The organism is Rothia sp. HMSC071C12, from assembly GCF_001813895.1.
GTDB lineage: Bacteria > Actinomycetota > Actinomycetes > Actinomycetales > Micrococcaceae > Rothia > Rothia mucilaginosa.
In genome coordinates, this window is record NZ_KV814376.1 from 52,052 (window position 1) to 66,885 (window position 14,834).

Sequence of the window (14,834 nt, forward strand, 5' to 3'; positions counted from 1 at the left end):
CATAATTCGATGCCTTGTAGAACACGACGCGGTTAATCGCGGTGAAAGGGTAGCGGGTCGGGTTGGAGAACCAAATGCGCTGCTCGACGCCTTCGGAAGAAATCTTCACGTAGGCAACGTGCACATACCGCAAGTATGCGGCAAATATCGCTGATACTAACAAGGCCGTTATGTCAATCGTTATACTTGCTGATTCAGGGTCAAAAAATATATGACCTGCAAACATAGCACACGGAAAAACGGGGGTAAATATCGTAATGAGAGCTTCGAGCCGAGTAACCCGTCGAATATAGATACCCTCACGTTGCCGTTGCTTATCTTTCCAGCGCTGCACCTCGTAATTAATGAGGACGTAAAACGTCGCAACTGTTGTGAACGCAGCGAAGATACCCCAGAAGATAATCAGGAAAGTGCGCATGGTGGGTTCTCGTTTCGTGTGGTTGGTGAATAGGAAGAGCACGCGCCCCGTCCGGGCTAGGCGGCGGTGCCTACGTGCTGAGGATACCAGGGCATAAGCCCCGAAAGCCCCGGGGTAGCGCGGGGGTGAGCCGCGCATCCCCGGGAGCCTTCAGCCCACAAACCGGCAGGCTACATATCGACGTCAGCAAGACCCGCAATCTCTTGATTATTCATGAAATACGGAATGACTTCATAACGGTTATCCAGCTGGTTCACCTTATCCACATCAGCCGGATTATCCAGATCAGGCCAGCGACCATACTTAATCCTGAACCGGGTAATGACCAAGAGATAGTACTCGTCATAATTCGGGTTCAACGGGTTAATACGCGCACGCGACTTAGTGAGGAACCACATCCGGCTTGGGGTATCTTCATCCTTGGACTCGCTATAAACAACGCTATCAATCGCGCCGATAGGGCAGATCCTCGACCCGCGAATGGGGGTGTGCATATTAATACCCTCAGAAGAGATCTTCATGTACGTGGCGTTGACGTGCCACAGGTAGAACAACAGGAAAGCAGTCATGAAGATGCAGATACCCTCCGTATAGGGGTTAGTCTCAGGGCCATTGAGCGACAAAAAATAGCGGATAATCGGGAAGCCCGGGGTAAAGACAATAATGTACGCCAGTAGTGCTTGCAGACGACTAATGTAGATGCCTTCACGCTTCTTCTTCTCGTCACGGCGTCGGTTGATGATGTAAGCGGCAAGGGTGAGAATCGTGAAAATAGTCGTGATGATGGAGCATACGCCCCAAAAGGTAATAGCAGATTCTTGAGACATCATTTTAGCTATTCGCTCCTTCAATCGGGTTGGAGTCGGTGATGGTAGTGGAGTGCGCATCAAGGATGCGCTGCAGGTGTTCCGGGATCTGTCGGTACTCTCCGGCTTCGGGGGAACCAATCTCATACTTGTGGGCGTAGCAGAGAATTTTGATCAGGGTATCCATCTCCTCATAGTCACCAAACTCTACGAAGAGCTCAGGGATATACTTGGGCGGCCAAACACCGTAGCGCTCACGGAAAAGAATCATGTGGTAGATATAGGTGGCGTCAAAGAAGACCGGACTAAACGCCAAGCGGCGCTTACCCATCTGGCTACTGCTAATGACGAAATAGCCACCTTTATTGTTAACCTGCATATGTATTTTGGTGATGCTGCTGTAGTCGAACTCGCGGGTCTTGAATCGCCAGTTTCGCCATTTAACAGTGGTTTCATTCTGCTGGATGTAGAAGGAATTGGTGTGGATAGCTAAGAACCAGAAATGCATTCCAACTATGTTTGTAAATATGTAGGCTGGAATGTAGTCAACAAGGCTCTCTGCCCTGAAAAGCAGAGGACACAGGAGGCAGACAACCACTGTACAAGCGTCCGCAATCAACACAGCCAGCAGCGGCTTTTTCTGCCGTTGCCCCAGGGGAATATAGCCTTTGGGGCGGTTGAGTCCTATGGAGCCGTTGGTGACGGTTTCGGCAAGAAATTTTCTGAACATTCGCTGTCCTAGTGTGGTTGGTGAATAGGGCCCGCGCAGCCATCGCGCAGGATGGAGGCGGCGCCTCCAGAAGATACGGCTGAGGGGCGTTCGCAGGCACGGCGACTGCCGCGTGAACGAACGCCCCCTCCATCAGCGACGGCTAATCATGGAACCAAATAAGCCGGTTTACTTATCCATCTCGTAGACCCAGCCGCCAGCGTTGCAGTAACGCTTACCGTCCTTCTCAATGATGTAGTAGCCGGGCTCGTGGTTCTCGCACTTCTGGATAACCTCACGGGCCTCTCGGTTAGACTTCTCAAGGTTCGCCGCACGAATCTGGAAGAAAGCAAAGGTCGCAATATACGCCACCAGAACCAGCACGAGAGTAGCAATCGCCATGCCCTTACCCTTGCCGGTGCCATTCTTAACCATGACCAGAGCAATCACAGCGAAAACAATGGTCGGGATGGTCAGGAACGAACCAATCACAAAAATACCGGTCAGGGCGGAGATAATGCCCAGGACTAGCGCGGTTACTGCCGCCCACTTCTTCTTCGGTGCCTCGACGGGTGCGCCGTATGCAGACTGTGTAGCGGGTGCCTGCTGGGTGAACTGCGGCTGCTGCGGTGCAGCCGGCTGCGGGGTGTTTTCAGACATGAAAGTCCTCATTTCGTATGTGGTTGGTGAATATCCGGAAGTGCACCACCTGCAGGTGGCGTACCTTTCCCAAGGATACTCTATGTGCTTGAAAGCTCTGACAAGTTGAATTGTCGAGTACTTTGATGGTCTATGGGTTAGGTGGCTAAAAAGTTAACTGGGTGCAAGGCTCGGGTGAAGACTGGGCGACCATTCACCGGCAGGTGGTGACGGCGCTCAGGTGAGTAGCCGCTGGTACGCAGAAAGCCCCTGAGCTGAGAGATGATATCTCAGCCCAGGGACTTTCTCTATATTCGAAACTAATGCCGTGCGGTGCTACATGTAGACGTCGGCAAGGCCAGTAACCTTCCCCAGATTCTCAAAGTAGCGCATCGTCTTCCCAGCACAATCCAAAAGGTTCACCTGAGCTACGTCATCCGGGTTGTCCATGTCAGGCCAGCGCTCGTTCTCAATCCTGAAACGCACAATTGCCATGAGCCGGTAATTTTTATGAGGCAACGGACTGAACAGGGCAATCTGTGTGCCTGACTTGGCGTAGAACCCCACCATGTCATCGTCTTCATAATTCGATGCCTTGTAGAACACGACGCGGTTGATCGCGTTGAAAGGGTAACGGGTCGGGTTGGAGAACCAGATACGTTGCTCGATGCCGTCGGCGGAGGTCTTCACGTAGGCGACATGCACATACCGCAAGTAGGCCACAAATATCGCTGATGCCAACAAACCCACTATCCCAAGCTTCATACTTTCTGCGCCAGGTTCAAGAATGTAGACTACAGCCATAAGAATTGGGAGAGCCGGGGTCAATATCGTCATGAGAGCTTCAAGCCGAGTAACCCGTCGGATATAAATACCCTCACGTAGCCGTTGCTTATCTTTCCAGCGCTGCACCTCGTAATTGATGAGGACATAAAACGTCGTAATTGTTACGAGTGTAGCGGCGGTGCTCCAGAAAATCAGGGGGAGACTAAGCACGGTGGTTTCTCGTTTCGTGTGGTTGGTGAATAGGAAGAGCACGCGCCCCGTTCAGGCTAGGTGGCGGCGCCTCCAGAAGATATGTTTGAGGGGCGCTCGCAGGCACGGCGACTGCCGCACACGCGAACGCCCCCACCCATCACATCATCGGTCAATAACCGAGATGACCGGTCTACTTGTCGTTGTCTACGGGGTAGAGCCAGCCGCCGTATGCGCAGTAACGCTTACCGTCCTTCTCGGTGTAGTAGGCGCCCACAAATTCCTTGCTCTCACACTTCTGAATTGCTTCCTGAGCTCGTTGCTTAAGCCTTGCATCCCTCTCTGCGCGCACATTGTTACCCAGAACGAAGGTAACCATCGCAACTACGACCAGCACGAGCGAAATGATAGCCATGACCTTGCCCTTACCGGTGCCGCGCTTGACCATCACCAGAGCGATAATCGCGAAAATAACGGTCGGGACTGCGGTAAATGCGCCCAGAATAATGAAACCGGTCAGAGCGGAAATAATGCCCAGAACCAACGCGGTTACTGCCGCCCACTTCTTCTTTTTCGGTGCCTCAACAGGGCTGGATGCGGGCTGTGCGGCGGGTGCCTGCTGGGTGAATTGCGGCTGCTGCGGTGCAGCCGGCTGCGGGGTGTTTTCAGACATGAAAGTCCTCATTTCATATGTGGTTGGTGATTCTATTGGTGTGACGCCACCCCGAGTGGGCTGGCATTTCCTAAGGATACCGTAGCGGGAGAAATCCCTTGATGGGAGTAGATAGATGTATATGCACGCACTGCTGTGCAATGTCTACAATGAGAAATTTTTCCCACAACAGGGTGTGGAAGATGCGCTTTGCCGCGAAATAGTGTAATGTTCGAAGTGGTGCAAAGCACTAACGGTGCGTATTTGATATTCGCGTATCTAATGCACATCTTCCGGCAACTCAACGACGAAAGAGGAACATCGTGTCCGATCGCGTACTCTCATCGCAGGCAGCCAAGGATGCCATTACTGCTCTCCAGAACATCATCAATGGCGGTCTGCAGAACGAAATCAACAACCTCAACCAGCAGGGTAACCAGCTGAAGGACCCCAACAACTGGGACGGCCCCCTGGCTGAGCGTTTCCGCAATGACACCTGGCCCGGCGTAGAAAACACCCTGCGTAACCTGACTCAGGAACTGACTGACCTGCGCGAGCAGCTCAACCAGATTTCTACCGATATCTTCCAGGCAGGTGGCGGCTCCTAAGCCTTCCCTGGTAAACGCCGTTTACCGCCCCGCTCCCCGGCTACGGGGCGGTGAGCGGTAGGCGGCGTTTTCTGTTATTCGGTTATACCCACGTTGTTTTCCAGACATGGTGTGCATGTCTGTCTACATCTGTTTAATCACCACACTTCCGAACCAATCACACCTGAAAGGCGGCAGAGCATGAATCTGAATACTGAAGAAGTCAAGTACGATGATGCTACGTCGGATGCCCTTGCTGGCGCTTGTCGCACCGTTGCACAGAATATTGACAGCGCACTACCTCCTCTTAAGAACTCGCTGACGACTGCTTTGGAGGACTTCGTAGGTCACTACGCCGATATTGCAGCAACAAATATTGACACCACTATTAGTGATGGTCGCAATATCGCCAATGTCTTCCGCCAGTTGGCTGATGTGGTGGACCGTCTTAAAGAGGCCGCCCAAAAAGAAAAGCGGAACCGTGGACTCATGCGTGATTATGAGAAAAAGTTTGAGGGTGACTGGAGCGGTTTCCGCAAGTGGTGGGATAGTATTTTTGGAGAAGGAGCCCCGAGTCCCGAGTCGTACATTCCGGATACTACGATTGACACCACTTCCCCAGGTCAGCGTGAGAGCACTGGGACTCGTTCGGGGAGCATGACTGTTTCTTCGGCGCGCCCTTCGACCGTGCGTGCTCTCTCTAATACCTTGGCGAACCTTGGTAATAGCTTTGACGCTGAGCCCGGTAAGCTCCGCAGTCTTGCTTCTGAGTTTGCGGCTAAGTGCCAGTGGGGAACCATTGACGCTGAAAATCTCATTAGCACGTTTGAAGCGTGGAATAAGTCGAACGCTAATGATAAGACTTGGCTGGGTATCGTAGCCGATACCTTTGAGCAGTACGGTAGCTCGGGCCAGATTATTACCGTTGCCAATTCCACTCTGGAAGGTGCAATCAGTGCAGCTGGTGTGAGTACTGAGCGTCACGAGTTGAAAGTTCCGGCGCCTGCTGTTGTGGGTAAGTCTACGACCAGCGGTTATGTGAATGACCCCGTGAACGTTGCAACCGGTAACTTCATTGAAGAAGAGACCGATATGGCGTTCTCCGGCGTGGTTTCTGCTTGCTCTGTAACTCGCATGTACAACAGTGTGGCTGTTTTCGGTCAGCACGCTGTATCCGGTGTATTCGGTGCTGGCTGGTCCTCAAATATTGAGAGCCGCGTGCAGCTGAACGATGAGAATGCTATCTGGACGATGGCTGACGGTCGTGAGGTTACCTTCGACCGAATGATTCGTGAGGACGGCACCCACGGCTATGCTCGCGCTCCGCGTGAAGCATGGTGGCTTGAAGAGCTGCCCCTCACCCAGCTGATGGGTGAAGAGGGCTCTATTGCTGACCCCTCTCTGCGCTATATTTTGCACGCTACGGGCTATGAAGCCTCGTCTCTGCTGCGTATCTCCGACAACGCTGGAACCCAGCACATCTTCAGCCTCACCGGTGTTTACCTGGGCATGAGCGCTGGAGCAGGTACTGCTGTCGCGTACCTGCGCGATGAAGAGGGTCGCGTTGGCGCTATCGTGCATCAGCGCGGTGCACGTATCGACGTGGAGTACACCGAAGGTGGCCTTGTCGGTGCTATTCACTCTTCACGTGGTCAGTCTGTGCGTTACGAGTACGTCACTCTTGACGGTCGTACCCACCTGTGTGCTGTGCACGGCGATGCCGGTACCCGCCGTTATGAACATGACGCTGCCGGTCTGATTCACCGTGTGGTAGCTAGTGCCGGCACTGTTGAGGTGACGAACTACTACGACCCGACCGGCCGCATTACCGAACAGGACACCGAATACGGTCGTCGTGTTCGCTACCGCTACCTGCCGAACGGCATTACTGACGTTGCGAATGAGGATGCCTCCTACACGAACCTGTGGATTAGTGACCAGTACGCACGCCTGACCGCTATTGTTGATGCGGAAGGTGGGCGTAGTAGCTATGCCTACGATGACTTTGGTAACCGTGTGAGCGTGGTGGACCGCGATGGTTCCCGCATCACTCGCTACAGCGATGAGCGTGGCCGTATTATTCGTGAGGTCACCGATGAGGGTGCTGAAACCCTCTTCGCCTATGACGAGCATGACCGCGTAGTTTCTATGACGGTGAGTGCTATTGAGACGGACCCGCGCGCTCGCCGTGCCGCACGCTTGGCTCGTCGTGCCCGCCTGGAGGCTGAGGCTCAGGGCCGCACCCTCGATGAGACTACTTCGGGGCAGGAGCCTGCTCAGAGCCCTGCCGTAAGTCCGATGACTACGGTGACTTACGAGTACGCGAATGATTTTGAGCGTAACCCCTCTTCCATGACTGACGGCAACGGTCATGTGACCCGTTTTGAGTGGGCTGACGGCCTGCTGCAGCGTGTGGTGAGCCCTGAGGGTGTTACTGTTTCCTTGGAGTATGACGAGTTTGGTCTGCTGACCGGTATTCGTAATGCTGAGCAGCAGCTGACCCGTTGTGAGTACTCTGCTGCGGGTCACCTGGTGAAGATTGTTTCTGCTCTTGGGCTGGAGACTGAGTTCACCTATGATTCTGCCGGTCACATGGTGTGCCGCCAGGACCCGGATGGTTCCCGCTGGCGTTTTGAGTACGCTGCTGGTGGTCGCCTGGTGGCTTCGGTAGATCCCGCGGGTGCTCGCACCGAGTATGAGTATGGTCCGAGCGGTGACATTGTTGCCGTGGTCGACCCGCTGGGTCGCCGCATGGAGCGTTCCTTTGATACGAACGGCAATATTGATCGCATTACCCTGCCTGGTGGTGCGCAGTTCAGCTACGCCTACGATGGCTTGATGCGCCTGGTCCGCACCATTGACCCCGCCGGTGGCGTGTGGACTCGCGAGTATGATGCCGCAAGCACTCTGACCGCACTGATTGACCCGACCGGTGTGAGTGTACGTACTTCTGTTGATTCCTCGCGCAAGACCTTCACCACTAACGATGGTGTTGACCGCGTGCGTATCTCGTGTGACCACCTGGGCCGCCCGGTGCGTAGCGAGGTTCTCTCCGATGATTCTGGTCCGCAGGTTAGTGCAGATGCGGACGACCCGACTGTCTCCACGATGGTTTACGACGGTGCGGGTAACCCCGTGGAGGTGCTGGACGCTGAGGGCGGTCTGAGCCGTTACGAGTACAACGGTTCGAACCAGATGGTGCGCATGATTTCCCCCGCGGGCCGTGTGACCGAGTACAGCTACGATGCGTGCGGTCGACTGGCTGCAACCTATGAGGCTGCCGGCACTGCGGAGCAGTCTGTGACTCGTTACGAGTACGACGCTGACTCCCGACTGATTCGCCAGGTGTACGGTGACGGTTCTGAGGCGCGCGTTCGCTATGACGCGTGCGGTCGTGTGCTGTCCATTACCGGTTCCGGCGTAGCTTCTCCGGTGTTCTACACCTGGGATTCCTGCGGCCGCGTGAAGAGCATCCGCGATAACAAGTGGGGTACTCGTTCGTTCACCTATGACGCCGCTTCTCAGGTGGTCGCGGTGACTAATGGCGCCGGTGGCGTGACCCATTACCGCTATGACGAGGCGGGTAACGTTACCTCCGTAATGGACCCTGCCGGTCGTATTACCCGCTACGAGTATGATCTGATGGGTAATGTCCTGGCGGTAACGGATCCGCTGGGTGTACGCACTACCTCTACCTATGATGCTGCCGGTCGTCTGCTGACCAGCACTGACGGTAATGGTGCTGTACATTCCTTTGGTTATGACCGTGACGGTGTTCCCTGTTCCCATTCGGTGAACGGCTCTCTGCTGTACCGTATGGAGCGTGGTTCTGCGCGCCGTACGATGACGACTTATGACCACGCGGGCGTTGATGCGTTTGGTGCTCCCGTGGTAACGGTCGAGTCCTACGACCGCTTGGGCCGTCTGGTCCGTCAGCGCCGTGAGTTTGGTGCCCAGATTCCGGAGTCTTTCCGTACCGCCTACATGGACGAGACCGGCGGCTACGAGCTGTCCTACGCTTACGATGCTGATGGTCTGCGCACTGAGTTTGTGCACCCTCTGGGTTCGAGCGCTTATGCGTATGATGCTGCAGGCCGCATGGTCAAGCAGACTGACATCACCGCGTATCGCCTGGATGGAACCACCGTTACCTCTGAGTCTCGTGTGGAGTCTTCCTTCGAGTACAACGCGGTAGACGCACTGGTGCGTGCACAGGTGTCTGACCTGGCGGGCACTTGGGTTCGCGAGTTCGGTTACCGTGGCGCACACATGACCTCTGTGACCGAGCAGCCCGCTGAGGCAGACTCGGCTGTGGCAGACTCTTCTGAGGCTCTGCACACTGAGATTATTCGTGATGATCTGGGCCGTATTAGCGGTGTGGATTCGCCCGCTGGCCTGGTCATGTACACCTACACTAACGCGCAGATGCTCTCGTCTGCCGTTCGCGGCACCGAGACCCTGCGTTGGACCTATGATGCCGCTGGCGCGCTGGTGCGCGTTGAGTACTTTGATAGCGCCCAGCCTCAGCACGCTTGGGTGAAGGTGCTGGTCACTGATGAGGGTGCCCGCGTTCGCGCAGTGTGCGTCTACGGCGTGCAGGATGAGGCAAAGACCGACTCCCAGTCGGCTGAATTTGCCTCTGCTGTTGAGGACGCTCAGGCGTGGCTGGGCCAGTGCCCGGAGTCCGTGGAACTTGAAGGCGTCACTTTGGTGCCGGTCTCGACGAGCGTGTTCTCTTATGACGGTAATGATTCGCGTCTTCTGCAGGTTTCTTCGGATGGTTCCGGCTCGTCCTTGACTTATGGTGCGGCTGGGTTTGTGAACTCGGTGGCATCGTGGGGCTCTGCTGACGATTCTGCCGTGTCCTTCTCGCTGCTGTGTGCTTCTACTGATGGTCGTGTGCTTGCTGCCGGTGGTGCGCCTACTGGTGCACCTGAGTTTGGTGTGCCCTCAACCGGTGCTGGTGTTGGTTCTGCGGCTGGTTTTGATGCTTCGATGATGCACCCGCTGGTGTGGGATGAGAATTCGTTTGTTCCGCGTGTGCTGGGCGTGGGCGGTTCGTCGATGCCTTCTGTGGGTTCACTGGTTCCTGGTGCCGGTTCTGGTGCCGGTTTGCTGGATCCGTACGGTTGGGATTCTTTGGGTGTTGCTGCCCCTGCTGTGCCGTCTGCCCAGGGCGCTTCTGCTACTGGTGGTGCGCCTGTGTTGCCGGATTCGCTGGTTGGTGTTTCTGCAGCTTCGGGCGTGGTGCTGGGTTCTACTGGTTTTGAGGTATTGGGTGCCCGCGTGGTGGATTCGCGTGTGGCTCGCTTTACGGCGCCTGATCCTTTGGCCGCGCCAGTGGGTGCTGGTTGGGGTGCTGACCCGTTCTCACTGGTGGGTGGTAACCCGGTTTCTTTGGTGGATCCGTGGGGCTTGTCGCCGGTATCGATTGAGGAGTTCGAGAAACAAAAGGCTGTTGCCGCCTCTGTAAGGAATGTCTTGGAGTACGTGGCTGGCGGTGCCATGGTCATTGCTGGCGCTGTGATTGGTGCTGTTGGTGCTGGTACTGGTCCCCTTGGTGGCGCTGTCCTCGGTGGTATTTCCGGTGCGCTTATGGGTGCTGGCATGTCGGTAATTGAGCAGAAGGCTAAAAATCAGCCGGTAAATTGGTCGGAGGTCGGTAAGGAAGCAGTGAAGAGTGGCATTGCAGGTGCTGTCACTGGTGGACTAACCGGTGGTTTGGGTAATTTGAAAAAAGTAGCTGATGCTGCATCAAAGATGACTAAGATGGAGAAGGCAGCTGAAGCTGCTAAGGCTACTAGGCTTGCCCAAAAAGCGGCGGAAGCGGGTGCTCTTGCGTCGAAATGGCATAAGGTAAAGACTGCTATAACACCGTATGCACATGAGTTTGGGATGGGGTTGAAAGAATCGAGGGTACTTGAAGATATTGTGAAGGATACTGTCTCTGGTGGCATTAATAGTGCAGTATCGTATTATATGGATGATAACGTGAAAAATAAGAGCGTTATGGGTGGTGTCGAAATGTTTTTCTCAGGTGCAGGTGGTTCAATGGCTAGCGCAGGTGCATCTGGCATGATGAAGCGCAAAATGGGTGTCACTGGGTATGCAGGTGACTTGAAACGCATGGGTATTCGAGGCCGTGCAACGGATGTGGCTGCAACTACTTTTGCTGATACTGCTGGTGGAATCTTTAAGAGTGGCGTTCAATATTCTACGGAAACTCATATGAAGGGTGAAGAATATAAGATAGATAAATTGATTGGAAAAATTGCCGATAATATGAGAAAGGATGCTGTAAAATCCGCCGTGAAATCGTCTGTAAAGATGGATGCAGATGTAGCTCAAAAATATCGTGATAGGGGTCAATGGTATGCTTTTCGGGCTGCCGAAATAGCCAATAATCCAGTCGGTGCTGCTGAGCGAGGGCTAGATAACATAGCGCAACGAATGGCAGGACCTATGTTTAACCGACTGATAGACCGTAACTAACTAGTAGAAGTAATTATGAGAGGGCATTGGATGAGTATAATCTATTATTATTATATAGGTGCGTAAGAATGTGCAAAAAATATCCGAATACCTGGAAGCAGGAATATCGATTTGCAATAATTCTTGGTATTGCGCTCATAGTATTTTATTCATGTCTTCAATTTTATCTCCATGATGATAGTCATGGGTCCTATTCTATCTGTACTGTAGAGTCTGCCTACACTAAAGAACGGGGTGGAATGCTTGGAAACATGAATGATGTTGCACTCATTGGTGTTTTTGAAACAAAAGAATGTGGTGTTATTGAAATGTATGCCGTACCGGAGGGTAAAAATATTCCGGAATATGTTTCTGAAGTTAAGGCAGGGAAGAAGTATAAGATGTATAAATCATTAAGTACAAGGAATGATGATAGAGATTTTAATACTGTTCGCCTTGAAGAAATTAAAGAATAGTATATATTAAGTCGAATAGTAGGATGGAAAAGCCCCTGGGCTGAGAGATTACCTCTCAGCCCAGGGGGCTTCTGTATACCTAGGGTCAGACAAGAAACTTGGGCGGATACGGGCCCAATCCCAGCCGCTGGTGGATGGTCGCCTGGTTTTGACCCGGGCCTTGCACCGAGTTAACTTTCTGGCCGATTAGCCCGTAGAGCATTATATTGCTCTATATTTCTGCTTATCAGAGCTTTCAAGCACATAGAGTATCCTTGGGAAAGGTGCGTCACCTGTCGGTGGCGCGCTTCCGGATATTCACCAACCACACGAAACGAGAACCCGTCATGCGCATTTTCCTGATTATTATCTGGGGTATCCTGGCTTTCATCTCGGTAACCGGGACACTCTATATCATTATCAACTATGAGATTCAACGCTGGAAGGATATGGAGCGCCGCCGCCAAGGCGCGTACATCCGGCGAGTTAATCAGGCAGAGGCTCTTCTAACAATATTTACTCCTGGATTTCCGTGCCTTTTTCTCTACCTTCATATTGTTGACGAGGGTTCTGCGGGTATCTTCTATGAATCGATTGCATTACTTGGGTCAATTGGGCTCATGATGTATGCCTGGTACGTGCATGTTGCCTATGTGAAGATCTCCCCTGAAGGTATTGAGCAGCGTATGTGGTCGGCGCGTACAACCGTTTACCCGATCAACGCTATTGACGGAATCGAATACTATAAGGCACTTGCCGTAGATAGTCAGGACCTCGTCTCTTTCTATAGCAAGTCTGGGAAGCTGATTGCTGCTTTCTCTCCGATTATTCATAAGAATTATCGTCTGATGGCGATTGTGCGGTTCAGGATTGATAATGACCGTTGGCCTGATATGAATAATCCGGGTGATATTGCTCGGGTGGATGAGCTAGATAATGGTCTTGAGACAGTCTCCTACTTTAGGGAACGGGAGAAGGTCACCGGTCTTGCCGACGTTGATATGTAGTACCGTATAGAGAAAGCCCTTGGGCTGAGAGCCTATCTCTCAACCCAAGGGCTTTCTGCATGTCAGCAGTAGCTCATCTGAGCGTCACCGTTAGCGGGTGATAATCGCGAAGTCGCTGCTGGACAAGTTCGTGAAATTACCAATCTGCGCATTCACACGGCACTTAGACGTCACCGACAGCGCCGTCACCACCCGCTGATCCTCAGACACCAACACATGCCCCGAACAACCATCCGAAAAACTAATCAACTGCGCATCCGGAGAAATCGCCTGAACCAGCGTCGAAAACTCACCCGTACGCGGCAAAACCATCAACGGGTTCAACTCATCCGCACCACTGGGCCACACCGGAACCACAGTCACCGGCAAAACGCTCTGATTCACCACACGAGAAGGAACCCGCAACTCAATCGACCGCAAACGCTGAATCGGGTACGCCGTCGAACGAACCTCCCGATCAGAAATAGCCTTCGACGTCTCAGAATCAATACGGTTCACCCACTCCTCAAAAGCACGCGAATCCTTAAACTCAGCAGACACATTCGCCCGAACCTGCACCACACCATTAGCTGGGATACTCACCCCAGACAGATTCCACGAACACGGAACATCCACCGCAGTCACACTCGACTGATTCTTCGCCACACCAGAAGACGCCTGGCCGGCATCCCACGTCACCGAAGCACACGAACCACCCTCAACACCGGGAAGCACCTGCAAAATATCGCCCCGAAGAGCCGACTTCTGCGAAGAAAACTCAAACGTCAGACGGGCACTCTTATCCCGCGGGTTATACGTACCCTCAATACGGGTACCCAAACCACTGGGCAAAGACGCCGAACTACGGCTCGAAGCAGACCACGACTCAGCAGTCTTAGACGCACCCTTACCGCCGCTCAAACCCACAAAAGCGAGCACGCCCACAAGAACCAAAGAACCCAAAATAGCGCCCCACACCAGCGGGCGGCGCAACGGCGAACGGGCAGGCTCCTCTTCCTCAACGACCTCATCAGGCACATATACCGGCTGCTCCACCACAAAAGGAGCCCGGATAACCGTCTCATTCTGCGCCTGACCCAGCGACGGCATGCCCGCACCATACAGCTCCGTAACATTCTGCCCAGGCACCGCAGAAACAGCAGGCTCAGCACCATGAACCACCGTAGGCGTATACCCCACAGCGCCCGAAGACACCTCAACCCACCGAGGAAGCACCGCATCAGTAGCGAAACCCTCAGCCAAAAGACGCAACTTAGCGGCAGCCTCAGCCGCCCCAGGACGCTGAGCCGGGTTCTCCGCCAACATCCCGTGAAGCACCTCAGCAACCTCAGCCGGAATCTGCGGCGACACCTGCACCGCACCACCACGCGCCGGAAGAGGACGCACCGCCACCAACAACTCATGAAGAGTCACCGCGCACGCATAAACATCAACCGCCGGAGTAGCCACACCATGCGCAGAACGCTCCGGAGCCATATACCCCGGAGTACCAGAAAACGAACGAGAAGCCCCCGAACCCGCAGAGCCAGTAAAAGAAGCAATACCGAAATCAGCCACACGAACCTGCTGATCCAGAGACTCCCCCAAAAGACCGCTCAGCAGAACATTCTCCGGCTTAACATCCAGATGCATCACGCCCTGACGGTGAGCAAACTCCACCGCATTCAGAACCTGCACCATCAGACTCAACGCCAAACGAACCGGCAGCGGACCCTCAGAATCCAGCTTCTGACGCAACGAACCGCCATGCTGAAACTCCATCACCAGAGCTAGCACGCCACCCTCAACAACCATGTCCGTCAACGGCACAATATGAGGATGCGACAGCGCCAACAACACCGAACGCTCACGCACAAAAGACTCAAGAACCACAGGGTTCTCCGCAAGCTCCGGACGCAAAACCTTCGCCGCATACAGAGCCCATGAGCCGCTCATCGTAGCAGCCCACACCTCACCGACCGCACCAGAACCCACCCGGCGCACCAAACGATACGAAGAGCCAAGGGGAGCGCCCGCAACCAAGCCCCCCGCAGGCTGACCAGCAGCCTGCGGGGCAGGATGAGCATCACGACGCTCCGAGCCGGAGTACTGCGGCGAACCAGCAGGTACAGTCAC

General features: G+C 54.1%; 10 protein-coding genes and 1 pseudogene. 4 read left to right on the forward strand and 7 right to left on the reverse strand.

Annotated features, from left to right (window positions below):
* From HMPREF2942_RS09450 to HMPREF2942_RS07750, 6 genes and pseudogenes are all read right to left on the reverse strand, one after another.
* Positions 1 to 418 (reverse strand): annotated as a pseudogene (locus HMPREF2942_RS09450) (hypothetical protein); the annotation flags it as partial.
* A 170-nt stretch (positions 419 to 588) separates the two neighbouring features.
* Positions 589 to 1,245 (reverse strand): hypothetical protein, encoded by a 657-nt coding sequence (locus HMPREF2942_RS07730; protein ID WP_168165845.1) that lies wholly within the window; start codon positions 1,243 to 1,245, stop codon positions 589 to 591.
* Between the two features lie 4 nt (positions 1,246 to 1,249).
* Positions 1,250 to 1,954 carry a hypothetical protein gene (locus HMPREF2942_RS07735; RefSeq protein WP_070688789.1) on the reverse strand — a complete coding sequence of 235 codons (705 nt, stop codon included), beginning with the start codon at positions 1,952 to 1,954 and terminating at the stop codon, positions 1,250 to 1,252.
* Positions 1,955 to 2,122: 168 nt separating this feature from the next.
* Positions 2,123 to 2,593: a DUF4190 domain-containing protein gene (locus HMPREF2942_RS07740; RefSeq protein WP_070688790.1), complete on the reverse strand. Its 471-nt coding sequence runs from the start codon at positions 2,591 to 2,593 to the stop codon at positions 2,123 to 2,125.
* A 315-nt stretch (positions 2,594 to 2,908) separates the two neighbouring features.
* The gene (locus HMPREF2942_RS07745) at positions 2,909 to 3,568 is read right to left on the reverse strand and encodes a hypothetical protein (protein ID WP_070688791.1); all 660 of its coding nucleotides are present in this window, start codon (positions 3,566 to 3,568) and stop codon (positions 2,909 to 2,911) included.
* 172 nt (positions 3,569 to 3,740) lie between these two features.
* Positions 3,741 to 4,220: a DUF4190 domain-containing protein gene (locus tag HMPREF2942_RS07750; protein WP_070688792.1), complete on the reverse strand. Its 480-nt coding sequence runs from the start codon at positions 4,218 to 4,220 to the stop codon at positions 3,741 to 3,743.
* Between the two features lie 302 nt (positions 4,221 to 4,522).
* Here HMPREF2942_RS07750 and HMPREF2942_RS07755 point away from each other — a divergent pair, with 302 nt between their 5' ends.
* The 4 genes from HMPREF2942_RS07755 to HMPREF2942_RS07770 all read left to right on the forward strand — a co-directional run bounded on the left by HMPREF2942_RS07755 (position 4,523) and on the right by HMPREF2942_RS07770 (position 12,719).
* Complete coding sequence (locus tag HMPREF2942_RS07755) at positions 4,523 to 4,807, forward strand: pyrophosphorylase (protein WP_005507345.1); 285 nt, start codon at positions 4,523 to 4,525, stop codon at positions 4,805 to 4,807.
* A gap of 180 nt (positions 4,808 to 4,987) precedes the next feature.
* Positions 4,988 to 11,278, forward strand: coding sequence for a DUF6531 domain-containing protein (locus HMPREF2942_RS07760; RefSeq protein ID WP_246824398.1), 6,291 nt, complete (start codon positions 4,988 to 4,990; stop codon positions 11,276 to 11,278).
* 239 nt (positions 11,279 to 11,517) lie between these two features.
* Positions 11,518 to 11,733: a hypothetical protein gene (locus tag HMPREF2942_RS07765; protein ID WP_049340862.1), complete on the forward strand. Its 216-nt coding sequence runs from the start codon at positions 11,518 to 11,520 to the stop codon at positions 11,731 to 11,733.
* A 326-nt stretch (positions 11,734 to 12,059) separates the two neighbouring features.
* On the forward strand, positions 12,060 to 12,719 hold the full coding sequence (locus HMPREF2942_RS07770) for a hypothetical protein (RefSeq protein WP_070688801.1): 660 nt from the start codon (positions 12,060 to 12,062) through the stop codon (positions 12,717 to 12,719).
* 90 nt (positions 12,720 to 12,809) lie between these two features.
* Here the strand turns inward: HMPREF2942_RS07770 and HMPREF2942_RS07775 are convergent, their stop codons facing one another.
* Entirely contained in the window at positions 12,810 to 14,834 is a 2,025-nt protein-coding gene (locus tag HMPREF2942_RS07775) for a serine/threonine-protein kinase (protein ID WP_070688793.1), read from the reverse strand.